This window comes from Mesorhizobium sp. USDA 4775, from assembly GCF_054062655.1.
In genome coordinates this window covers 4,965,741-4,987,210 of the sequence record NZ_JBSSFM010000001.1, presented here as the reverse complement: position 1 = coordinate 4,987,210, position 21,470 = coordinate 4,965,741, and the positions used below count along the sequence as shown (strand labels likewise).

Annotated in this window: 20 protein-coding genes; 14 read left to right on the top strand and 6 right to left on the bottom strand. The window is 64.3% G+C overall.

The features are described 5' to 3' along the window. The first annotated feature begins 14 nt into the window (after window positions 1-14). Window positions 15-326, top strand: a complete 312-nt coding sequence (locus tag ACVILI_RS24325) for a MocE family 2Fe-2S type ferredoxin (RefSeq protein WP_038652957.1) — start codon at window positions 15-17, stop codon at window positions 324-326. Window positions 327-366: 40 nt separating this feature from the next. After that, window positions 367-1,170: a 3-methyl-2-oxobutanoate hydroxymethyltransferase gene (locus ACVILI_RS24320; protein WP_457102633.1), complete on the top strand. Its 804-nt coding sequence runs from the start codon at window positions 367-369 to the stop codon at window positions 1,168-1,170. On the opposite strand, the gene ACVILI_RS24315 is transcribed toward ACVILI_RS24320, so the two are convergent. From ACVILI_RS24315 to ACVILI_RS24305, 3 genes are read right to left on the bottom strand one after another with little or no spacing between them, the layout of a single operon-like run. Beyond that, window positions 1,171-2,679, bottom strand: a complete 1,509-nt coding sequence (locus tag ACVILI_RS24315) for an HAL/PAL/TAL family ammonia-lyase (protein WP_038647872.1) — start codon at window positions 2,677-2,679, stop codon at window positions 1,171-1,173. Then, entirely contained in the window at window positions 2,676-3,677 is a 1,002-nt protein-coding gene (locus tag ACVILI_RS24310; RefSeq protein WP_038647870.1) for an ornithine cyclodeaminase family protein, read from the bottom strand. Before ACVILI_RS24310 ends, ACVILI_RS24315 begins: the two co-directional genes overlap by 4 nt. Next, entirely contained in the window at window positions 3,674-3,910 is a 237-nt protein-coding gene (locus tag ACVILI_RS24305) for a hypothetical protein (RefSeq protein ID WP_167470413.1), read from the bottom strand. Before ACVILI_RS24305 ends, ACVILI_RS24310 begins: the two co-directional genes overlap by 4 nt. On the opposite strand from ACVILI_RS24305, the gene ACVILI_RS24300 reads away from it, so the two are divergent. From ACVILI_RS24300 to ACVILI_RS24245, 12 genes are all read left to right on the top strand, one after another. Then, window positions 3,798-5,231, top strand: a complete 1,434-nt coding sequence (locus ACVILI_RS24300; RefSeq protein WP_038647868.1) for a DHA2 family efflux MFS transporter permease subunit — start codon at window positions 3,798-3,800, stop codon at window positions 5,229-5,231. The genes ACVILI_RS24305 and ACVILI_RS24300 overlap by 113 nt on opposite strands. A gap of 271 nt (window positions 5,232-5,502) precedes the next feature. After that, window positions 5,503-6,489: an ABC transporter permease gene (locus tag ACVILI_RS24295; RefSeq protein ID WP_038647866.1), complete on the top strand. Its 987-nt coding sequence runs from the start codon at window positions 5,503-5,505 to the stop codon at window positions 6,487-6,489. 87 nt (window positions 6,490-6,576) lie between these two features. Next, entirely contained in the window at window positions 6,577-7,602 is a 1,026-nt protein-coding gene (locus ACVILI_RS24290) for a sugar ABC transporter substrate-binding protein (protein WP_019859242.1), read from the top strand. Between the two features lie 75 nt (window positions 7,603-7,677). Continuing rightward, complete coding sequence (locus ACVILI_RS24285; protein WP_038647864.1) at window positions 7,678-9,801, top strand: ABC transporter permease; 2,124 nt, start codon at window positions 7,678-7,680, stop codon at window positions 9,799-9,801. Next, a complete protein-coding gene (locus tag ACVILI_RS24280) occupies window positions 9,798-10,841 on the top strand; it encodes an SMP-30/gluconolactonase/LRE family protein (protein ID WP_038647862.1) in 1,044 nt (347 codons plus the stop codon). Before ACVILI_RS24285 ends, ACVILI_RS24280 begins: the two co-directional genes overlap by 4 nt. Continuing rightward, window positions 10,841-12,337, top strand: coding sequence for a sugar ABC transporter ATP-binding protein (locus ACVILI_RS24275; protein WP_038647860.1), 1,497 nt, complete (start codon window positions 10,841-10,843; stop codon window positions 12,335-12,337). Before ACVILI_RS24280 ends, ACVILI_RS24275 begins: the two co-directional genes overlap by 1 nt. A 204-nt stretch (window positions 12,338-12,541) precedes the next feature. After that, entirely contained in the window at window positions 12,542-12,949 is a 408-nt protein-coding gene (locus ACVILI_RS24270; RefSeq protein WP_038647858.1) for a carboxymuconolactone decarboxylase family protein, read from the top strand. A 247-nt stretch (window positions 12,950-13,196) separates the two neighbouring features. Then, window positions 13,197-14,045 carry a metallophosphoesterase family protein gene (locus ACVILI_RS24265; protein ID WP_038647856.1) on the top strand — a complete coding sequence of 283 codons (849 nt, stop codon included), beginning with the start codon at window positions 13,197-13,199 and terminating at the stop codon, window positions 14,043-14,045. Beyond that, a complete protein-coding gene (locus tag ACVILI_RS24260) occupies window positions 14,042-15,193 on the top strand; it encodes an ABC transporter ATP-binding protein (RefSeq protein WP_038647854.1) in 1,152 nt (383 codons plus the stop codon). Before ACVILI_RS24265 ends, ACVILI_RS24260 begins: the two co-directional genes overlap by 4 nt. Further along, window positions 15,186-16,109 carry a carbohydrate ABC transporter permease gene (locus ACVILI_RS24255; protein ID WP_019859234.1) on the top strand — a complete coding sequence of 308 codons (924 nt, stop codon included), beginning with the start codon at window positions 15,186-15,188 and terminating at the stop codon, window positions 16,107-16,109. Before ACVILI_RS24260 ends, ACVILI_RS24255 begins: the two co-directional genes overlap by 8 nt. After that, window positions 16,106-16,936, top strand: a complete 831-nt coding sequence (locus ACVILI_RS24250) for a carbohydrate ABC transporter permease (RefSeq protein WP_038647852.1) — start codon at window positions 16,106-16,108, stop codon at window positions 16,934-16,936. Before ACVILI_RS24255 ends, ACVILI_RS24250 begins: the two co-directional genes overlap by 4 nt. A gap of 24 nt (window positions 16,937-16,960) precedes the next feature. Further along, window positions 16,961-18,226 carry an ABC transporter substrate-binding protein gene (locus tag ACVILI_RS24245; RefSeq protein ID WP_038647850.1) on the top strand — a complete coding sequence of 422 codons (1,266 nt, stop codon included), beginning with the start codon at window positions 16,961-16,963 and terminating at the stop codon, window positions 18,224-18,226. A gap of 173 nt (window positions 18,227-18,399) precedes the next feature. Here the strand turns inward: ACVILI_RS24245 and ACVILI_RS24240 are convergent, their stop codons facing one another. The 3 genes from ACVILI_RS24240 to ACVILI_RS24230 form a co-directional block, all read right to left on the bottom strand. Continuing rightward, window positions 18,400-19,287 carry an amidohydrolase family protein gene (locus ACVILI_RS24240; protein WP_038647848.1) on the bottom strand — a complete coding sequence of 296 codons (888 nt, stop codon included), beginning with the start codon at window positions 19,285-19,287 and terminating at the stop codon, window positions 18,400-18,402. After that, entirely contained in the window at window positions 19,287-20,363 is a 1,077-nt protein-coding gene (locus tag ACVILI_RS24235; protein ID WP_457102744.1) for a vWA domain-containing protein, read from the bottom strand. The genes ACVILI_RS24240 and ACVILI_RS24235 overlap by 1 nt, the downstream gene beginning before the upstream one ends. Before the next feature lie 224 nt (window positions 20,364-20,587). Continuing rightward, window positions 20,588-21,469 (bottom strand): AAA family ATPase, encoded by an 882-nt coding sequence (locus ACVILI_RS24230; protein ID WP_240564750.1) that lies wholly within the window; start codon window positions 21,467-21,469, stop codon window positions 20,588-20,590. Window position 21,470: the final 1 nt, after the last annotated feature.

The window sequence follows — 21,470 nt, the reverse complement described above, 5'->3', positions numbered from 1 at the left end:
TGCAGGAGACCGAGATGGCCGATTGGGTTGAAGCCTGCGCGGTGGACGATGTCGAGGAAGAGGACGTCATCCGCTTCGACCATGGCGGCCGCAGCTTCGCGGTCTACCGCTCACCCGATGACGAGTTCTTCGCCACTGACGGCCATTGCACGCATGAGAAGGCGCATCTGGCCGACGGGCTGGTGATGGACGACATCATCGAATGCCCCAAGCACAATGGCCGCTTCAACTACAAGACAGGTGCCGCCAAGGGCGCGCCGGTCTGCGTCAATCTCGTGACCTATCCGGTCAAGATCGAGGCCGGTAAGGTGATGATCCAGATTTGACGCGCGGCAATCGATCCAGCATCACAAAGGGGACGTTTTAATGAGCCGAAAGAGACCGACCGTCGCCGATCTGCGCGCGATGAAGGGCAAACGGCAGCTGACCATGCTGCGCGTGCTCAACCTGGACGAGGCGCAGGCCGCCGAGCGGGCAGGGGTCGATATCGTCTCGGTACCGCCCGAACTGGTGCTCAACCCTGAGTATCGCGATGCCGCGCCCAGCCTGTTCACCATGCCGGGCGAGAATTTCTTCGAGATCGGCACGGCGGATGATTTCGTGCGCTGGGCCTTCCGGCTCTACAAGGCAAGCGCCGACGCGGTCTATTGCAGTGCCGGCTACGCCACGATCAAACGCATGGCAGACGACGCCATTCCCGTCATCGGCCATGTCGGCCTCATTCCGTCGCGCGCCACCTGGACCGGCGGCTTCAAGGCGGTCGGCAAGACCGCCGACACCGCCCTCCAGGTCTTTGAGGCGGTTAAGCAGTTGGAGGCCGCCGGCGCTGTCGGCGCCGAGATCGAAGTGGTGCCGGTCGAGGTCGCCAAGGCGATCTCGGAGCGCACCTCGCTGATCATGCTGTCGATGGGGGCGGGCACGGGCTGCGACGCACAGTACCTCTTCGCCGACGACATTCTCGGCCAGAACCGGGGCCACATGCCGCGCCACTCCAAGGTCTATCGCAACTTCGCCGCCGAGTATGACCGGCTGCAGGCGGAGCGGGTGGCGGCGTTCTCCGAATATGTCGCCGACGTCAACAGCGGCGCCTATCCCGAGGACAGGCACATCGTGCACATGGACCCGGCCGAGCTCAGCCTGTTCATGAAAAGGGTAGACGCAAGGAGCTGATTATTCGGTTTCTTTGCTGACCGCGGCAGCGCCTTGCCACGCTCCATCGGCGAGCATGGCGTGGAGCACCTCGGCGTCGGTCCCCAGCGGCCGGTCGTCTTTCAGCATCGATACATGCGCGCGCACCGCCGCATAGATCGCGCCAGTGCGCGGCGCCAGCGTCAATCCCTCACGCAGGTCGACGGCCTGGGCGGCGGCCATCAATTCGAAGGCGATCAGCCGCCGCCACAGCGCGATCATTCCGGCGCATTTCGAAACGGCGAGGGGCGACTGGGTCGCGTGGTCCTCGACGCCTTCCGAAACGGGCAGGAAGTCGAGCATCACCGGATTGGCCTTGTGGCGGATGGCAGCCAGGATCGATGTCGCCGTCTTCTGCAGCGGCACAAAACCGGCCGAGGCACCGCCGATCGGCGACAGATATTTGGTCAGGCCGTTGCGGCCTGAACCGGTGAGCTGGATGAAGCGGGCGACGCTCGCGGCGGCGCATTGCGCGATGGCCAGGCCGAGCGTCTCGAAGGCAAGCGAGAGTGCGGCCGTGTGGAAATTGCCGGTCGACATCACCAGTTCGTCGTCGCCGATCACCAGCGGGTTGTCGGCGGCGGCGTTCAGTTCGATCTCGACAGCACTCTTTGCCTGGCCGATCGCCTCGATCAGCGCGCCGTGGATCGACGGCATGCAGCGGATCGACAGGGGATCCTGAATGGTGGTGGGCGCCGGCATCTCGTCGCGGGCGAGAAGGTCGTGCAAGGCCTTCGCCGCCTCCTGCTGTCCGGCAGCCGGCCGCGCCATCTGCAGGCGTGGATCGAGGATGGTGCGGTTGGCGCCAAAACCTTCCATGGTCAGCGCGCCGGCCTGCTGCTGCTGGGCGAGCGCCGACAGCGCATCCGTGATCGCGAGGGCGCCGCTGCCGGCGGAGACCGCCGAGGCGTTGATCAGCGACAGTCCGTCCTTGGGAGCCAGGCTGATCGGCGCGAGGCGGGCCATCATCAGCGCCTTGGTCGCCGGCATGCGCCGGCCCTGATAGTCGGCTTCGCCTTCGCCGATCAGCAGGCGGGCAAGCGCGGTCATCAGCACGAGGTCGCCGGCGCCGATCGAGCCGAGCGACGGCATCACCGGATGGACGCCGGCATTGAGCGCGTCGACCAGAGCGACGAAGACCATGGGCGACAGGCCGGAGCCGCCGGCCGACAGCATCGAGGCGCGGGCGACCATCGTGGCCCGCACGGCCTCGACCGGTAGAGTTTCGCCGACCGCGCCGCTGCGGCCCTGCAGCAACTGGCGCTGGAAGGCGCTGGCGTCGCCTTCGACGGAGGTGCCAAGATTGGCGCCAAGCCCGGTGTTCAGGCCGTAGATCTGCTGGCCTGAGGCGGCGGCCTGGTCGAGCACTTTTCGCGCCTTGTCCAGCTTGCCGATGACATCGGGTCCGATCTCCACCTTGCGCGCCTGGCGGGCGACGGTGGCGACATCACCGACACTGACGCCGGCTCCGGCTAGGACGAGCGCGCTCATGCGAAACGCAGCCTCTGGCCGATGCCTTTTTCTCCTGCCTTGGCGAGCATCGCCTTGCCCAGCGCAATGTCGGAGAGCGACAGGCCGCGATGCCAGAACAGGATGGTCTCGTCGTCGCTCTGCCTGCCTGGCTTGAGGCCGGCGGCGATCTGGCCGAGCTCGGCATGCAGCGTCTTTTCGCTGAGCCGTCCGGTCTCGACATGGGCGCGCAGCGAGCCGAACTTGCCGCCCTTGCATTGGCCCCAGTCGTCGACGACCATCTTCTGCATGATGTCGGTCAGCGACAGCTCCACCGCGCTCATCGTGCCATAGGGCACGACCAGCGCGCCGGGCTTGATCCATTCGGTCTTGAGCAGCGGCTGCGGCTCCGGCAGCCGTGAGGCCTCGACGACGATGTCGGCGCCTTCGACGCAGCTTTTCCAGTCGGCTACGGCCGTGACTGTCTTGCCGAGATCGGCGGAGAGTTTTGCGGCAAAACCGTCGCGGCTTTCCGGTCGGCGCGAATGGACGCGGATCTCGTCGAAATCGAAGAGATGGTCGAGCAGCCGCACATTCCAATAGGCAGTGCCGCGCGCGCCGATATGGGCGAGCACCTTCGAATTCTTGCGCGCCAGATGCTTGGCGCCGATCGCGGTGAGCGCACCAGTGCGCATGTCTGTGATGACGGTGGCGTCGAGAATGGCGCGCGGCGTGCCGGTGCGCGGATCGAACAGATTGAGGATGCCGAATTCCGAGGGCAGGCCGTGCAGATAGTTGTCGACATAGTCGCCGACGATTTTCACGCCCGCCGTGTCGAGCGGCGCCACATACCCGCGCAAGACGTTGAAATGGCCGTGGAAGGATGGATCCGGTTCAAGATGGACGCGCGGCTCGATCACTGTCTGGCCCTTGCCCTGGGCGACCAAGCCCGCCTCGACGGCGGCGATGATTTCGCCATCGGTCATGGCGAGCGCTTCGATGTCGAGGGCATTGAGATAGTCGATATAGATCGGCTTCATTTTATGCGCGCACTTTCCTCGATCACCCCGTTCATCCCATAGCAGGCCGCGGCGCGACACGAAAGTTTGTTGCGCTGTGTCTGGACGCTGCCGGCTAAATGCTGTTCAAACCGGATCGACATGACTGCCATTCCCGAGACTGAAGCCTTACCCGAAACGGCCACAAATGCGCGGCGCGTGGCGCTGATCGTCGCAATCGCTTTCTTCATGCAGCTGCTGGATTCGACGATCATCTCGACCTCGCTGCCGCAGATGGGGGAATCCTTCCGTGTGCCGGCCGTGGCAATGAGCATCGGCATCACGGTCTACATGCTGACCATGGCGGTGTTCGTGCCGCTGTCGGGCTGGCTCGCCGACCGTTTCGGTGCGCGCAACATCTTTCTCGCGGCGATCGCGCTGTTCACGCTGGCCTCACTTGCCTGTGGCTTTTCGGGAAATCTGACCCAATTTGTCGTCGCTCGCGCCGTGCAGGGGCTGGGCAGCGCGCTGATGACGCCGGTGGGCCGCATTCTCGTCCTGCGCAATGCGTCGAAATCCGAGTTGCTCAACGCCACCGCGCTGATCACCTGGCCGGCGCTGTTCGCGCCGGTGGTCGGTCCGGTGCTTGGCGGCTTCATCACCACCGCTCTGTCCTGGCACTGGAATTTCTTCATCAACATCCCGCTTGGGCTGGTTGGGCTGGCACTGGTTGCCCGCTTCATCCCGAGCGATCGCGAGGCAGATCCCAAGCCGCTCGACTGGCTCGGGTTTTTCCTGACCTCGCTCGGGCTCGCCTGCCTGCTGTACGGCCTCGAGCGCATCGCGCACCCGGAAGATGGCATGCTGCCGACATTGGCGCTGATCGCGGCGGGCATCGTCATCGGCTGGCTGGCGGTGCGGCATCTGCGGCGCGCTCCGCATCCGCTGCTCGACCTCTCCTCGTTCAAGGTGCTGACCTTCGCCATCTCGACGCTCGCCGCCGGCACCATATTCCGGGTGGCGATCAACGCCACGCCCTTCCTGCTGCCGCTTTTGTTCCAGCTCGGCTTCGGCCTCTCGCCCGTCGATGCCGGCTTGATGATCCTGGCCTATTTCCTTGGCAATCTCGGCATGAAGACGGTGACGACGCCAACGCTGCGGCGTTTCGGTTTCCGTTCTGTGATGGTGGTCAACGGCATCATCGCCTCGGCCTCGATCATGGCTTGCGGGGTGATCTCGCCGCAGACGCCGCAGGCACTGGTGGTGGCGCTGATGCTGATCGCCGGCCTGTCGCGCTCGATGCAGTTCACCGCGCTCAACACGCTGGCCTTCGCCGATATCGAAGCCGCGCAGCGCAGCTCGGCGGCGACGTTGTCCTCGATGCTGCAGCAGGTGGCGATGCTGTTCGGCGTCGCCGTGGCGGCGGCGATTCTCAATTTGTCGCAGATCGCAAGGGCGCAGCCGGCGCTCGACCTCGTCGATTTTCGAATAGCCTTTTTCGTGATCGGCGCCATCGGGCTGGTCGCGGCGCTGCGTTTTCTCGTCCTGCCGCTCGGCGCCGGCGCCGAGGTTTCCGGCCACGCGCCGAGGAATTGAGAATCGGATTTTCTCGCCTGAAGCGGAGATAAATTCCGCCTCATCCTTTCGCCTTGATGCCGCACTTTCGCGAATGGCTGCGATGGCGCAATCGATTGCCAAAAATGCAGGATTTTCCGGGCATTGCACCAGTTTTGGCAATCGATGCGTCCACTCGGCGAATATCGGTATATGGCCACGTTCTGAACGCGGATTCATTTGACGAACCGGCGCAGAGCCGATTAGCTTTTGCTTTCGGGATGGCAGCGCTGCCATCGGGGCAAATGCAGACATGAATGCGATCGGCTGGCTAAATCTCAGGAGCCTGAATCAGGAAGGCATTGTCTTTGCCATCGCGGTGGTGCTGTTCGTTGCCGCTGCCATCGGCCTGCCAGGCTTCATCGACCCCAACAACCTCGTCGCTATCGTCAGATCCGTGTCGGTGCTGGGCATTCTGGCGCTCGGTATGGCGGTCGTCATCATCGGCCGCGGCATCGACCTGTCGGCCGTGGCGATCATGGCGATGTCGGTCGCCTGGTATCTGCAACTGCTCAACACCGGCACCTCGGACGGGCTGGCCTTCGCCTATGTGGTGGCCGGCGTGCTCGCCATCGGCCTGCTCAACGGCGTTCTCGTCGCCTATGCCGACGTGCCGGCGATCTTCGTGACGCTGGCAACCGGCTCCTTCGTCTTCGGCTATGTGCGCTCGCAACTGATCACGCAGGACGCGGTTCCGGTGCCGCAGGGCCATTGGGTCGAACTGCTCGGCGGCCTGCGCTTTCTCGATATCCCGATCGAGGTGTTCGTTTTCGCCGGGCTGGCTTTCCTGTTCTTCCTGTTCCTGCGCTACACCAAATGGGGCCGCTACATCTATTTCGCCGGCGACAATCCGGTCGCCGCCCGCAACATCGGCATTCCGGTGCGGCCGATGCTGGTGCTGCGCTACGTGCTCTCCGCTTTCGTGGCGCTGATCGCCGGCCTGCTGACGGCGTCCAGCCTGCATTCGATCAACACGCGCGTCGTCAATTCGACGCTGCTCTACGACATCGTGCTGGTGGCGGTGATCGGCGGCATCGGCCTGTCCGGCGGGCGAGGCGGGGTGCGCAATGTGCTGGTGGGGGCGGCGCTGATTGGCATCCTGCTCAATGCCATGACCATCATCGACATTCCGCTGCTCTACCAGAACCTGATCAAGGCGGCGATCCTGCTCGGGGCCATCATCGTCGACGGCATCATCAATCCGCGCGACGAGCAGACCGCGCAACAGGGCGACATTTAGAGCAGATGGGCTAGCCCATCTTGCTCGGGGTACCCGGCGCGATCGCGACGATCGGCCGGCAATGAAAACCGAACCAGAGGATGTGACATGAGACTGATCAAGACATTTATGGCCGCAGCAACGGCGCTCGCCGTTACTGCCTTCGTGGCGCCGACCTTCGCCGCCGACGATCCGGGCCCGGCGGCCTACGCACAGGCGCTCAAGGGCAAGCGGGTCATGCTGGTGCCGCTGGCGATGGGCTTCGACCTGGCGCAAGGCTGGGCGCACTATCTGAAAAAGGAGGTCGAGGCCTGGGGCGGCACCTTCGAGACGCGCGATCCGAACTGGGTGGTCGACGCCGGCGCGCAGGCGATCACCGATGCCATCTCGTCCGATACCAGGCCCGACGTGCTGATAATCCACGCCCCGGACCTCAACTCCTATTCCAAGCTGATGAAGAAGGCGCAGGCCGCCGGCACCTATGTGCTTCTGGTCGACAACCCCGCCAACTTCCCGGCCGACGCCTTTGTCGGCAGCGACTGGGACCGACTGGGCCAACTCGAGGCCGAAGCAGCGATCAAGGGCTGCGGCGAGAATTCTTCCAAGAAGATCGGCCTTGTGCAGGGTGATCAGGCGAACTCCTCCAGCCTCTACCAGTATGCCGGCATCATGAAGGTGCTGGACAAGCATCCCGACTTCAAGGTGGTCGCCAAGCCCGACTCCAACTGGGACGCGACGACCTCCCGCAACGTGACGACCACGATGCTGCAGCAGAACCCGGACATCTGCTCGATCATCGATTTCTGGGACGGTGACGCCACCGGCGCATCCGCCGCGATCCGCGACGCCAAGCTCGACGGCAAGGTGTTCCTGGTCACCACCGGCGGCGGTGAAAAAGCCGCCGATTGCGACAAGCTTCAGGACGGCACCTATGGCGCCGTGGTGATGACCGAGCTTGCCCGCCAGTCGGGCGACATGAACGCCATCATCAAATTCCTCCTGCAGAGCGGCCAGCCGGCCGGAACCTCGCACACCTATATCTACACGCTGGAGAAGGCGACGACCAAGGCCGACCTCAAACCCGACAGCTGTTGGGATCTGAAGGCGCTACAGGCAGAAGCGGCGGCGAAATAAGCTACGCGGTCGAATAGACTCCACGAGGTGGCCGGATCAGTTCGGCCACCTCTTTCTCATAAGCCACGGCAGCCAATGTCCTTTCGCGAACGCCTCCAATCCTGGCGCTACAATCTCGTGCCCGACCATCTGGTCGGCGAGATCCTGACCAAACGCTGGACCGACAACGCCATTCCGTTCCTGGCACTGGTGGTGACATTGGCGAGTTTCGGCTCGATCATTCCCGGCTTCTTCAAGCTGAACGCGCTGCAGGAATCGACCCGCCAACTCGGCGAATTCTCCATGGTCGTCACCGGCATGACGGTGGTGATGCTGGGCGGCGGCATCGATCTGTCGGTCGGCTCGATCTTCGCGCTGTCGTGCTTCTCCGCCGTCTATGTCTTCTTCATCCTCGAACAGTCGATCTGGCTGGCGATGGCCGCCTCGCTCGCCACCGGGCTGATCTTCGGCGCCATCAACGGCTACCTCGTCGGCTACCTCAGGCTGCGCGCCTTTCTCACCACGCTGGTCACCTTCATCTTCGGCCGGGCACTGTTCGACATCCTTGTCACCACCTATGCCGCCGACGTGCAGCTTTCGACGGCCACCTCGGATGTGCTCGACTTCATCGGCGACAGCACCTTTTGGGGCCTGTCGGTCTCGGTGTGGCTGGCCATCATCCTCGCCATCGTCACCCATATCGCACTGACGCGGTCGCGGCCCGGCTGGCATGTGCTGGCGGTCGGTGGCTCCAGGCGCTCGGCGCACAATGCCGGCATCCGCGTGCGCCGCACCGTGTTCATGACCTATGTCTTTTCCGGCTTCTGCGCATCGATCGGCGGTTTTCTCATCGCCTGCCGCCTGAGCGGGGCAGGGCCGGGCACCGGCCTCAACCTCGAGATCATGGCGCTCACTGCGGCGGTGGTCGGCGGCGTCAGCCTGGGCGGTGGGCGCGGCTCGGTGATCAAGGGGCTGATGGGCGCCATCATCGTCCTGACCATGACCAACGGGCTGATCCGGCTGGGCTACGGCACCGGCACCAACCAGATGGTGCTCGGCATCATGCTGGCGGCGGCGGTGACCATCGACATCCGCTGGCTGAAGAACCGCCACAAGGTGCTGAATGAAGTCTATGTCGCGCCGGTTTATCTCAAGATGGGCGAGACACAGTCGGCAGTGCCGGGCTCCGGCACGCCTTACGAACTCGACAACCGGCTGTCGGCGGCCGACCATATCGGGCTTGGCGAACTGGAAGGGCCGGAGGACGTCATCCTCGACCGCGACGACCATCTCTATTGCGGCACCCGCCATGGCGAGATCGTCCGCTTCTTCGCGCCCGACTATGTGAAGTCGGAAGTGTTCGCCCATATTGGCGGCTTCCCGCTGGGCCTGGCCTTTGACAAGACAGGCAATCTGATCAGCTGCGTCGGCGCCATGGGGCTCTATTCCGTCTCGCCGCAGCGGGAAGTAAAACGCCTGTCGGCCGAGACCGCGCGCTCCTGGACCTCGATCGTCGACGATGCCCGGCTGCGCGATCCCAACGATTGCGACATCGCGCCGGACGGCCGCATCTATTTCACCGACTCGACCAAGCGCTACGACGCGCATGACTGGGCGCTGGATTCGATCGAAAACCGCGCCACCGGCCGGCTGCTGGTCTATGACCCCAGGGACGGCTCGACCAAGACGCTCCTCGACGGCTACCGCTACACCAACGGCGTGTGCATGGCGCATGACGGCAAATCGCTGTTCTTCGCCGAAAGCTGGGCCTGCCGCGTGCATCGCTACTGGCTGGAAGGGCCGAAGGCCGGCACCGCCGAATGCGTCATCCGCGACATGCCGGGCTATCCCGACAACATCAACCGGGCCTCGGACGGCAATTACTGGATGGCGTGGCTGGGCATGCGCACGCCGAGCTTTGATCTCTCGCTGCGCCATCCCGACATGCGCAAGCGCATGACGCGCCGGCTGCCGCAGGATGAGTGGCTGTTCCCCAACATCAACACCGGCGGCGTGGTGAAGTTTACGGAGAAGGGCGGCATTGTCGAGGCGCTGGGCGACCTCTCCGGCGACGCGCATCCGATGGTCACCTCGATGCGCGAGCATAGGGGATATCTCTTCGTCGGCGGCATCCTCAACAACCGCGTCGGCCGCTACAAGATATCAGGCGCCGACCCGAACTGGACCAGCCCCGCTTCCTATTGGGGAGCTAAGCCATGATCCTCGATCCGATCCTGGACATCTTTCGCGGCAAGGCGGTCACCATCCCACCAATGGATGGCGCTTTCCGGCCCAACACGCGGCTGGACGAGGCGCCGGCATTTGCTGAGCTGAGCGAGCCCGACAATCTGCTGGTCTCGGGTGATCGGCTGCTCGCCTCCAGCGGCAACGCCGTCTATTCGCTTGCAGCCGGAGCCGAGCCCAAGGTGATCGACACCTTTCCGTCGCCCATCACGGCGCTGGCGCTGTCGCCATCGGGCGACCTGACGGTAGCGCTCGAAAGCGGCAAGCTGCTGATATCAGGCATGGACGTTTTGCTGCCGGCGGATCTCAGCTGCATAACCGCGCTCGCTTATGTCGAGGACGGCACGTTGTGGCTGGCCAATGGTTCGGCCGAACATGCGCCCTCGCAATGGGCCGCCGATCTGATGAAGAAGGGTGCGTCCGGTTCGCTTTGGAAGCGGGACGCCACGGGCGGCGCGTTCCGCAAGGTGGCCGGCGATCTCGCTTTCCCCTATGGGCTCCATCCAATCGGCGGGGACGTGCTGGTCAGCGAGAGCTGGCGCCATCAGCTCATCCGCTTCGATGGCGCCACCGGCAACCGTTCGACGGTGCTGACGCATCTGCCCGGCTATCCCGCGCGGCTGGCGTCGGCCGGAGATGGCGGTGCCTGGCTGGCGCTGTTTGCGCCGCGCAACCGGCTGATCGAATTCGTGCTGCAGGAAACGCACTACCGCCAGGACATGATCGGCCAGGTGCCGCCGGCCTACTGGATCGCGCCGGCGCTGGCTTCCAACCGCAACTTCCTCGAGCCGCTGCAATGCGGCGGCATCCGCACGATGGGCATCCACAAGCCGTGGTCGCCAAGCCGCTCCTATGGGCTGGTCGTCAGGCTCGACGTAAGGATGCAGCCGCAATTCAGCCTGCACAGCCGCGCCAACGGCACGCGCCACGGCATCTGCAGCGTCGTGGAAAAGGCCGGCCGGCTGTTCATCGCCTCCAAGGGCGGCGATTGCGTGCTCGACGCGGGAGGTTTTTGATGGAACCGATCGTTCGCCTGGAAAACGTCACCAAAAACTATCGTGGTGTGCCCGCGGTCAAGAATGTCAGCTTCGACTTGCGCAAGGGTGAAATCCACGCGCTGCTTGGCGAGAACGGCGCCGGCAAATCGACGCTGACCAAGATCATCGCCGGAGTGGTCGACGCCACGTCGGGCAAGATGTTCCACAAGGGCCGCGAGATCGCCTACGCCTCGCCGCACGCGGCCCTTGAGGCCGGCATCGCTATGGTGTTCCAGGAAACCAGCCTGGTGCCGTCGATGACGGTGGCGCAGAACCTCTACCTCGGCACTGAAAAATTCCTCAACCGGCTGCGCGGCACGTATATTTCAGCACAGCAATTCCTGCAGTCGCTGAATTTCCCGGTCGATCCGAACGCCATGGTGGCGACGCTGGGTGCGGCCAAGCGACAGATGGTCGAGATCGCGCGCGCGGTGCACCACAATGCCGAGATCATCATCTTCGACGAGCCGACGGCGACGCTGACGCCGGAGGAAAAACGCCACTTCTTCGCACTGATCCGCCGGCTGAAGGCCAGCGGCGTCTCCATCGTCTTCATCAGCCACGCGCTGGAAGAGGCGCTTGCCATTGCCGACCGCATCACAATCTTGCGCGATGGCGAACTGGTCATCACCGACGACACGTCGGCCTTCGACCGCGACAAGATCGTCGCCGCCATGGTCGGGCGCACACTGTCAGGCCAGATCTACCGCCAGCGCGACGAGGCCAAGCTGCGCAAGGCCGGCAAGAAAGTGCTGTCGGTGCAGGACATTTCGATGAGCAATGTCGTGCGCAACAATTCCTTCTCGATCTTCGAGGGCCAGATCACCGGCGTGTTCGGGCTGATCGGTTCCGGGCGAACTGAGACCTTCAAGATCGTCTCGGGCATCTACAAGCGCGATTTTCTGCGCGGCGGCGCGATCGAGCTCGACGACAGGCCCGTGCGCTATCTCGTGCCGAGCGAGGCTGTGGCCGACGGCATCGTCTACGTCACCGAGGACCGCAAGAGCGAAGGCATTTTCGAGACGATGGGCATTGCCGAAAACCTGTTCGGCGGGCTGCTCGCTGCGGGCCGCGAAAAGGCCTGGGTGATCAACCAGCAGGAGATGCGGCAGCTTTCCGCCGAATGGACGAAGACGCTCAACATCAAGGCGATCAACGACAATGCCCGCGTCGTCGAACTGTCCGGCGGCAACCAGCAGAAGGTGGTGATCGGCAAGGGGCTGGTGCAGCAGCCGCGCATCGTCATCTTCGACGAACCGACGCGCGGCGTCGACGTCGGCGCCATCGCCGAGATCCACCAGATCATCAACCGGCTGGCGGATGAGGGTCTGGCCGTCGTGGTGATCTCGTCCTATTTGCCGGAGATCATGAACCTGTCGGACCGGATACTGGTCTGCCGACAGGGCCGCATCGTCGAGGAGTTTTCGCCGGCGGAGGCCACGGAGGAGAAGATCATGTACGCGGCCGTGCATTAGATTCAGGTGAGGCCGGCCTGCAAATGGCGGCTTCCTGCGCTTCCGGTGCTCACGTACTTCAGTACGCTCCGCTCCGGTTCTCGAAAGCCACCATTTTCGACTCGGCCTGACCTGAATCTCGACGCCGGCGCTGGTAAAGTGAATCGAGCCAATCGATTGGGCGGATCTGCTCAGAATCTGATTCAAAACGAAGGGAACCCCTCCATGGCCACGACAAAACTCCTCAGCGATGCCGAGGTCGAAAAAATCCCGGCGGTGAAGGCCGTGTTCGACGACATCAGGGCGACGCGCAAATCGGATTTCGTCAACAATTTCTGGCGCGGGCTGGCCAATGATCCGGCGTCGCTGAAGCGGGTGTGGGAACAGCTGAAGGCGGTGATGGTGGCGGACAGCGCCATCGATCCGCTGACCAAGGAGATGATCTACATCGCCGTGTCGACGGCCAATGGCTGTTCCTACTGCGTCCATTCGCATATGGCGGCGGCGCGGGCCAAGGGCATGACCGACGCGCAGCATGGCGAGCTGGTGTCGATCATCGGGCTCGCCGGCCAGACCAACCATCTGGTGACGGCGATGCAGATCCCGGTTGATCCGCAATTCGAGGTGAAGTGAGCATGATCTCCAGCCGCGCGTCACAAGATTGTGAGCGCGGCCAATGGGTCGCGTATCGACGGTAAGCGGCTGAAATCTTTTCGATTTCCGCGTTGTGGCGCATGCCTCTGGCGCACTTCGACGACCGTTTCCCGCAATTGCACGATTTATCCCAGCCGCTGTTAAGGAAGTGACATGGAACGGCACTAAGGAAGCCCCTATGCGATGCCGCTTGCCCTGGGGGCGCGGCTCGCATGGTGGAGCCGGCATGAAAATCGTTCAGATCACAGACACACATTTCAGTCCGACCAAGCCGCACTTCAACGGCAATTGGGAGCCGCTGGCCTCCTGGATCGAGCAAAGCGGTGCAGACCTTGTCGTCCACACCGGCGACCTCAGCGTCGACGGGGCCGACAAGGACGACGATATCGCCTTCTGCATGGATCTGATGCGGGAAATCTCCACGCTGATGCTGCTGGTGCCCGGCAATCACGATGTCGGTCATCTGCCGGGCTCGCTGCAGCCGGTCAATGCCGGACGCCTCGAGCGCTGGCGCCGGCTGGTCGGCCTCGATTACTGGATGGAGGACGCCGGGAGCTGGCGTCTCATCGGGCTCGACAGCCTGCTGATGGGCTTTGACGATGCCGAGGACGAGGCGCAGTTCGAATGGCTGCGCAGCGCGCTGGAAAGCCGCGGCGGCCGGCGTGTTGCGCTGTTCGCCCACAAGCCGCTGTTCGTCGATGCGCCCGGCGAGGGCGATACCGGCTACTGGAGCGTCAGGCCGGCGGAGCGCCAGCGCCTGTACGATCTGATCGCCGCCCACGATGTCGCGCTGTTCGCTAGCGGCCACCTGCACCGGGCATGGCAAGGCAAATACGAAAACACATCGTTGGTCTGGGGGCCGTCGGCCGCCTTCGTCGTCGGCGACATGGAGCGCGACATGCCGGGCGAACGGCTGCTTGGCGCCGTCATCCATCAGTTCGGGCACCAATTCGGCGATACGGTCGCCAGCGAGATCGTCGCCATCCCCGGCATGACCACCTACGTCCTCGATGATGTGGTGGCCGAGGTCTATCCGCACGAGGCGCACAAGGTTCGAAAGCGGGTCGCGTCATGAGCGCGCTGTCGCTTCGCGGCCTGAAAAAATCCTTCGGCGGGAATGCCATCTTGAATGGTGTGAGCCTTGATGTCGAAGCCGGCGAGTTCATCGCGCTCGTCGGCCCCTCGGGATGCGGCAAGAGCACCTTGCTGCGCATCCTGGCCGGGCTCGACCATGCCGACAGCGGCGAGATGTTCGTCAGCGGCAGGGACATGTCGCCGGTTGCCGCGGCCGACCGCAACATCGCCATGGTGTTCCAATCCTACGCGCTCTATCCGCATCTGACGGCGGGACAAAACATTGCCGTTCCGCTGGCCATGAAGCGGCTGAGCCGGTCGCAGCGCCTGCCGCTGGTCGGCTCCCTGCTGCCCGGCCAGAAGGAGATCCGCACCGGCATTGCGCACGATGTCCGCGAGATGGCGGGTCTGCTCAAGATCGACCATTTGCTCGACCGCAAGCCGGGGCAGATGTCGGGTGGCCAGCGGCAGCGCGTGGCGCTGGCGCGCGCCATGGTGCGCCACCCCAGCATCTTCCTGATGGACGAGCCGCTGTCCAACCTCGATGCCAATCTGCGCGTCCATGCCCGCGGCGAGATCGTCGAACTGCACCGCCGCGCTGGCGTGCCGACGCTCTATGTGACGCACGACCAGGCCGAGGCGCTTTCGATGGCCGACCGGGTGGCGGTGATGATCGGCGGCAATCTGCTGCAGCTCGCCGCGCCCGATGTGATCTACAACGATCCCGCCCATATCGAGGTCGCGCGCTTCGTCGGCCAGCCGAGGATCAACATTATCCCGGCGCTTGCCGAAAACGGCCGTGTCGGCTTCGAAGGCATCCGGCCGGCTTTGCTGGAGAAGGTGGCAAACGGCCCGGTCAGCCTCGGCATCCGGCCGGAATTCGTCAAACTGTCCCCAAGCGGGCGCAGCGGCCTTGCCGGGCGGATCGAGCGTCTCGAATTCCTCGGCTCGGAAGTCATTGCCCATTGCCGCCTCGATGCCTCGGGCGACAGCGTCGTCGCCAAGCTGGCGCCTCAGGAGGCGAGGGACTTGATCGCCGGAATGAAGGTGGGTGTCGTCCTGGCCCCTGAACAGGCGATGGTCTTCGGGCCGGAGGGAAAGCGGCTGCGCATCGCGGCGGGTGCGCGGCAGGAGCCGGCCTATGTCTAGCGTCGCGCTGGCGGGCAATGTCGCGAGCGCCGCGGCACTGCGCGCGCGCAGCGAGGACCGGACCGCCTGGCTGCTGGCGGCGCCGGCCATCGTGCTGTTGCTGCTGTTCGTGCTGTTGCCGGTGGCTGCCGTCATCTTCCTCGGCTTCACCGATTTCGAGCTCGGCTACGGCAAATTTCGCTTCGTCGGCTTCGAGAATTATGCGCATCTCCTGAACGACCGCACCTTCCGCCGGTCGCTGTGGAACACCTCGGTCTATACGGCGATCGTCGCGCCGGTCTCGATCATGCTTGGCCTGGGGGTTGCGCTGCTGATCGAAGGCGAGGGACGGGCGCGCGGCTTTTTCCGCACCGTCTATTTTCTGCCCGTCGCCTCGCTGATCGTCGCCATGGCGACGGTCTGGCAATACATCTTCCACCCGACGATCGGGCCGCTCAACGCTTTACTCTCGCTCGCCGGCATTCCCGGCCCGAACTGGCTCGGCGCGTCGAGCACCGTGCTCTACAGCCTGTCGATCATCGGCATCTGGCAGTCGGTCGGCTTCAACATGGTGCTGTTCCTGGCGGGGCTGACGGCGATCCCGCGCGAGCTCTATGCCGCCGCTCATGTCGACGGCGCGAAATCGGCGCTCGATCGGTTTTTCCTCGTCACCTGGCCGATGCTCGGGCCGACGACGCTGTTCGTCGTCACCATCAGCATCACCAATGCGGTGAAGGTCTTCGAGACGGTGAAGATGCTGACCGACGGTGGGCCCAACAAGGCCTCCGAAGTACTGCTTTTCACCATCTACCAGGAGGGCTTCGTCTATCTGCGTGTCGGCTACGCCTCGGCGATGACGGTCGTCTTCCTGGCGATCCTGGTCGTGCTGATGCTTCTGCAATACCGCGTGCTCGACCGGCGGGTGCATTACACATGAACAGCATCCCGGCCGGCCGCATCATCCGCTTCGCGCTGCTTTCGCTCGGTGCGCTGATGATCCTTGCGCCCTACATCTTCATGATCTCGACCGCGGGCAAGACGCAGAGCGACATCTTCACCTCGTCGCTGTCGCTGATCCCGCAGCGTTTCTACTTCGCCGAGAATTTCGCCAAGGCGTTTGCCAAGGTGCCGATGGCGACGCTGCTGTGGAACGGCGTCGTCGTGTGCGGCCTGATCTTCTTCTTCCAGGTCGTGGTGGCGATCCCTTGTGCCTACGCGATGGCCAAGCTGAAGTTCCGCGCCGCACAGCTGATGATGGTGCTGGTCATGCTCGGCCTGCTGGTGCCGATCCACGCGACGGCGCTGCCGCTCTACGTCGCCTTCGACCGGATGTCGCTCTTGAACAGCTACACCTCGCTGGTCGCGCCCTTTACCATATCGGTGTTCGCGATCTTCATGTTCCTGCAGTTCTTCCGCGCCATGCCCGACGACTTGCTGCACGCGGCACGGCTCGACGGCATGTCCGAACTCGGCATCGTCGCGCGCGTCATCGTGCCCAATGCCTGGCCGGCGGTGACCGCCTTCGCGATCTTTTCCGTCGTCGCGCACTGGAACGATCTCTACTGGCCGCTGATCGTCGTCAGCAAACAGGCCTACGCCACGCCACCGCTCGGCCTGATGTATTTCCGCGCCGCCGAGGCCGGCGACGACTACGGCGCGCTGATGGCCGCCACGCTGATCATCACCCTTCCTCTCGTCGCCGCCTTCCTGCTTGCGCAGAAGCGCTTCGTCGAGGGCATCACCATGACCGGTCTCAAAGGCTGACCGGGCCAACAAGGAGCACGAACGATGAAGCATATTTCCAGGATCTTCGCCGCCGCGGCGGTGTCGCTGGCGGCGGCCCTTCCGGCCTATGCCGAGACGACGCTGACGGTTCACTACCCGATGCCCGGCTTCTTCAAGAACGTGATGGACACGATCTCGAAGAAGTTCATGGAGGAAAATCCCGACATCAAGATCCAGTTCGCCAGCCCGTCGGCGACCTACGAAGAAGGCATCCAGACCATTCTTCGCCAGGCCGGCACCGACGAGATGCCCGACATCACCTTCATCGGCCTCAACCGCCTGCGCATGCTCAATGAGCGTAATGTTGCCGTCGATCTCGGCCCGCTGGTCAAGAAGGAAGGCAATATGGCGGAGCTCGGCTTTTCCGACACGATCCTGAAGCTGGCGCAGGTCAACGGCAAGCAGGTTGGCCTCGCCTTCGCCACCTCCAACCCGATCATGTATTACAATGCCGACCTGGTGAAGGCGGCCGGCGGCGATCCGGACAATCCGCCCAAGACCTGGGATGAGGTCATCGCGCTCGGCGGCAAGATCAAGGCTCTCGGCAATGGCGTCGACGGCATCGACTTCCGCTGGCAGGGCGACGACTGGATGTTCTCGGCGCTGCTGTTCGGCGCCGGCGGCAAGATGCTGAACGAGGACGAAAGCAAGGTCGCCTTCAACGGGCCGGAAGGCGAGAAGGCGGTGGAGATCCTCGAGCGGATGGTGAAGGAGGGCGGCATGCCGGTCTTCACCAAGCCGGCGGGCGAGCAGGCGTTCGCGGCCGGCAAGGTCGGGTTCGAATTCCAGACCACCGGTGCGCTGGTCAACACGATCAAGAATGTCGGCGACAAGTTCACGTTGCGCACCGCCAAGATCCCGCTGATCGATCCGGTCAACGGTCATCTGCCGACCGGCGGCAATGCCGTGGTCATCCTGACCAAGGACGCAGCCAAGCAGGAGGCGGCCTGGAAGTTCGCGAAATTCGCCGCCGGCCCCTATGGCGCTTCCGTCGTCGTGCCGGGCACCGGCTATGTCCCCAACAACGAGCTGGCTGCGAAGTCTCCCGAGTATCTCGGCGATTTCTACAAGAAGAACCCGCTGTTCCAGGCCGGGCTCAGCCAGATGCCGCGGATGGTTCCGTGGTATGCCTTCCCGGGCACCAATGGGGTCAAGGTGACGCAGACGATCGTCGACAACCTGTCGCGCATCGTCGACCAGTCGGCGACACCGAAGGAAGCGCTCGACGACGCGGCCGGTGACGTCGAAGGCATGCTGCCGACGCAGTAAGGTGTCTCACTGTCAGTCTTCCCTTCTCCCCTTGCGGGAGAAGGTGGCCTCGCGAAGCGAGGTCGGATGAGGGGTATTCTAGGGAACGCCAACGCCTCACTCCGCTGGAACCATCCGTCTCGGCGCTGCGCGCCGATCCACCTTCCCCCACAAGGGGGAAGGAAGAAACTGTGCTATACCGGCCGATACACGCGCTCCGCCGTGTTCCAGAAGATATCGGCCTCGGCTTCTGCGCCGTGCCCCGCCACCGCATCGCGGTGCACCTTGATCAGTTCGGCGTGGCTGGTCCAGAGCTTCTCGATCGGGAAGTTCGAGCCGAACATCAGATGATCCGCGCCCAGGATGTCGATGGCGTTGTCGACGATGTAGGTGATGACAGCCGGGTCGTTGCGGTGGACGAAGGTGCCGAGACCGGACAGCTTGGCATAGAGATTGGGTGCGGCCAACAGCGTGCGCAGGCCAGCCTTCCAGGCCTCGGTGGTTTCCTCACCCATGCCGGTCAGCATGCCGGCATGGGTGAGGATGAAGTTGGTCTCAGGGTTCTCGCCGACCAGCGTCAGCCCGTCCTTCATCTGGGCGGGGAAGAGCTGCAGGTCGAAGGACAGGCCGTAATCCTTCAGCCGCGCGACATTAGCCCGCACCTTGGGGTCGATGACCTGATCGGCCGAAGCGGCGAAGCGGAAGGCCGGCGTCTCGTGCCAGTGCAATTGCATGCGCACCCCGCGCAGCAGCCTGTATTTCATCAGCCGGTCAATCTGCGGCCGGACATCATCGACCGTCATGTCGGCATAGCCGACAATAGCGTGCGGCCAGCCGGTCTCGTCAGCGGTCTTCTGCAGGAAGGCGACTTCCTTCTCGAAATCCTGCTTCGCCCAGTTGGTCTGGACATAGACGGCTTTCTCGACGCCTGACCCCTCCTGGTCCTCGAGGAATTCGCCGATCGGATAGTCGCGGCGGATCGGCTCGTAGGGGCCGAAGATGCGCGGCACCATCGGCCCGACCAGCCAGGGCTGGTCCTTCTGGCGCCAGATGTGGAAATGCGCGTCGATGGCTTTCTGCATCACGATACCCTTTTCCAGATTGTCGATGCGGCAGGGGCAGGGCGGGCGAGCGACAGGATGAAATCGGCGAGGCTGGTCAGCGACGAGCCGTCGATGAGATCGTCGAGGTCAGGCAGGATGGCGCGCAGCGCAGCGGTGGCCGGCCGGAAGCGCGGGTCGCCGGCCAAAGGCGTGGCCAGCGACAGCCGGAAGGCGCGGGCGTTCAGCCTTCGTATCGCGGTCTCCAGCTCGGCATGATCGCCGCGCTCCAGCGCGTCCGACAGGATCACTACCGCCGCACCGCGCGCGAACGACGAGAAGCGGGGAACGGAGAGAAAGGCAAGCAGCGTCGGCCCCATCCGGGTGCCGCCGTCCCAGTCGTCGACCTGGGCCGCCGCACGCGCCAGCGCCTGGTTGCGGTCGCGGATGCGCAGGGCCGAGGTGATGCGGGTCAGCCGCGTGCCGAAGGTGAAGATCTCGGCGCGGTCCGCACCTTGCACGGCGGCATGCGCCAGCTTGAGATAGTCCGCCGTGTGCAGCTTCATCGAGCCGGAGACGTCGATCAAGAGCAGCAGCTTGCGCGGCACGGTCTGGCGGCGGCGCAGCAGCGGCGAGGGCACGTCGCCATCGGCGCTGACGATTTCCCTGAGCGAGCGGCGCAGATCAAGCTTGCCGCGCGAAGCGGTGCGCACGGTGCGGAAGGAGCGGCGGGCGGGCAAAGCGGAGGAGAGCTTGCGGCGGAAGGCGGTCAGGCTGTCGTCGTCGCGCTGGAAATCGCGCGTGCTCAACTGCTCGAGTGCCGAAGATAGCTCGCCGCCTTCCTGGCTGCGCTCGGCCTCGATCCGCTCGTTATCGGCGCCGCCATCATCCTTGATGCGGGTTTCCTCCTCCGCTTCGCCTTCGACCACGGCTGAAGTGTTCCCATAGAAATGGCTCTGGAAATGGGCTTCGAATTCGTCGCGGCGATCGGGTGGGGGTGCCAGCGTGGCGAGGGCCGCCTCGCGAATGTCGGCCATTGAGCGCGGGCCAAGTAATGTCACCGCTTGCATGAAGCCGGAGATTTGCTCCGGTGCGACGGCGAAGCCGTAGCGGCGCAACAGCCGGCCGAAGCTGAGGAAGGGGTGGGCGGCGGGAGGTAGGCTCTCCTCCCCCCGTTTACGGGGGTCCGCAGGACGGGTCGAGACAGGCGGCTCGACCCCCGATGCCGGCAGGCAGGTGAGGGGCAGCGCCATCTTCTGCCCATGATGGCGCTGCCCCTCATCCGCCCCTTCGGGGCACCTTCTCCCCGTAAACGGGGAGAAGGGATTGTTGAGGTCGCGGCTCACCCCAGTGCCTCCTCAACAATCCTGCCGAGCTCAGGCGCGATGTAGGAGAGGTCCTCCTCGTCCTTGATCAATACGCCGATGGCGCGGCGGAAGGCTTCCGGCCAGGGGCTGCCGCCTTTTTCGAGTATGGTCGCGGCATTCGCCCATTCGACCGCTTCGGCGATGCCGGGCGTCTTGGCCAGCGGCCGGGCGCGGATGGTTTGCACGGCTGCCGCCACGGCGCGCGCGGTGGCCTCGGCGACATCGCCGGCGCGCAGCATGATGATGGCAGCCTCGCGCTCGGCGTCGGGATAGCCGATCCAGTGGTAGACGCAGCGGCGGCGCAGCGCCTCGGCGAGTTCGCGGGTGCGGTTCGAGGTCAGGATGACAATCGGCTGGGCGGCGGCGCGGATGGTGCCGCGCTCGGGAATGCTGATCTGGAAATCGGAGAGGAATTCCAGCAGCAGCGCCTCGAATTCATGGTCGGAACGGTCGATCTCGTCGACCAGCAGCACGCGCTGCTCCGGCGCCTTCAGCACCTGCAGCAGCGGGCGGGCGATCAAAAAACGGTCGTCATAGATGTCGATCTCATGCTCGCCGGCATGGCGGATGGCGAGCAGCTGGCGCTGGTAGTTCCATTCGTACAGCGCGTGCGCGGCATCGATGCCCTCATAGCATTGCAGCCGCACCAGATCGCGACCGAGCAGCTCGGCGATCGCCTTGGCCGCTTCGGTCTTGCCGACGCCCGGCGCACCTTCGAGCAGCAGCGGCTTGCCCAGGCGTATCGCCAGGAAGATGGCCGTGGCCAGGCTGTCGTCGGCCAGATAGCGCGAAGCGGCGAGATGTTCTGACACCGCCTCTGGCGAGGTCGCGACAGTCTCGGCTTTGACCTCGGGCATG

Excerpts from the sequence above, each read along its gene's own strand:
- ACVILI_RS24240 (WP_038647848.1), bottom strand. The coding sequence starts at position 19,287 with ATGCAGAAAGCCATCGACGCGCATTTCCACATCTGGCGCCAGAAGGAC.
- ACVILI_RS24280 (WP_038647862.1), top strand. The coding sequence starts at position 9,798 with ATGATCCTCGATCCGATCCTGGACATCTTTCGCGGCAAGGCGGTCACC.
- ACVILI_RS24325 (WP_038652957.1), top strand. The coding sequence starts at position 15 with ATGGCCGATTGGGTTGAAGCCTGCGCGGTGGACGATGTCGAGGAAGAG.
- ACVILI_RS24265 (WP_038647856.1), top strand. The coding sequence starts at position 13,197 with ATGAAAATCGTTCAGATCACAGACACACATTTCAGTCCGACCAAGCCG.
- ACVILI_RS24230 (WP_240564750.1), bottom strand. The coding sequence starts at position 21,469 with ATGCCCGAGGTCAAAGCCGAGACTGTCGCGACCTCGCCAGAGGCGGTG.
- ACVILI_RS24250 (WP_038647852.1), top strand. The coding sequence starts at position 16,106 with ATGAACAGCATCCCGGCCGGCCGCATCATCCGCTTCGCGCTGCTTTCG.
- ACVILI_RS24315 (WP_038647872.1), bottom strand. The coding sequence starts at position 2,679 with ATGAGCGCGCTCGTCCTAGCCGGAGCCGGCGTCAGTGTCGGTGATGTC.
- ACVILI_RS24270 (WP_038647858.1), top strand. The coding sequence starts at position 12,542 with ATGGCCACGACAAAACTCCTCAGCGATGCCGAGGTCGAAAAAATCCCG.
- ACVILI_RS24320 (WP_457102633.1), top strand. The coding sequence starts at position 367 with ATGAGCCGAAAGAGACCGACCGTCGCCGATCTGCGCGCGATGAAGGGC.
- ACVILI_RS24305 (WP_167470413.1), bottom strand. The coding sequence starts at position 3,910 with ATGATCGTCGAATCCAGCAGCTGCATGAAGAAAGCGATTGCGACGATC.
- ACVILI_RS24245 (WP_038647850.1), top strand. The coding sequence starts at position 16,961 with ATGAAGCATATTTCCAGGATCTTCGCCGCCGCGGCGGTGTCGCTGGCG.
- ACVILI_RS24310 (WP_038647870.1), bottom strand. The coding sequence starts at position 3,677 with ATGAAGCCGATCTATATCGACTATCTCAATGCCCTCGACATCGAAGCG.
- ACVILI_RS24285 (WP_038647864.1), top strand. The coding sequence starts at position 7,678 with ATGTCCTTTCGCGAACGCCTCCAATCCTGGCGCTACAATCTCGTGCCC.
- ACVILI_RS24260 (WP_038647854.1), top strand. The coding sequence starts at position 14,042 with ATGAGCGCGCTGTCGCTTCGCGGCCTGAAAAAATCCTTCGGCGGGAAT.
- ACVILI_RS24275 (WP_038647860.1), top strand. The coding sequence starts at position 10,841 with ATGGAACCGATCGTTCGCCTGGAAAACGTCACCAAAAACTATCGTGGT.
- ACVILI_RS24295 (WP_038647866.1), top strand. The coding sequence starts at position 5,503 with ATGAATGCGATCGGCTGGCTAAATCTCAGGAGCCTGAATCAGGAAGGC.
- ACVILI_RS24290 (WP_019859242.1), top strand. The coding sequence starts at position 6,577 with ATGAGACTGATCAAGACATTTATGGCCGCAGCAACGGCGCTCGCCGTT.
- ACVILI_RS24255 (WP_019859234.1), top strand. The coding sequence starts at position 15,186 with ATGTCTAGCGTCGCGCTGGCGGGCAATGTCGCGAGCGCCGCGGCACTG.
- ACVILI_RS24300 (WP_038647868.1), top strand. The coding sequence starts at position 3,798 with ATGACTGCCATTCCCGAGACTGAAGCCTTACCCGAAACGGCCACAAAT.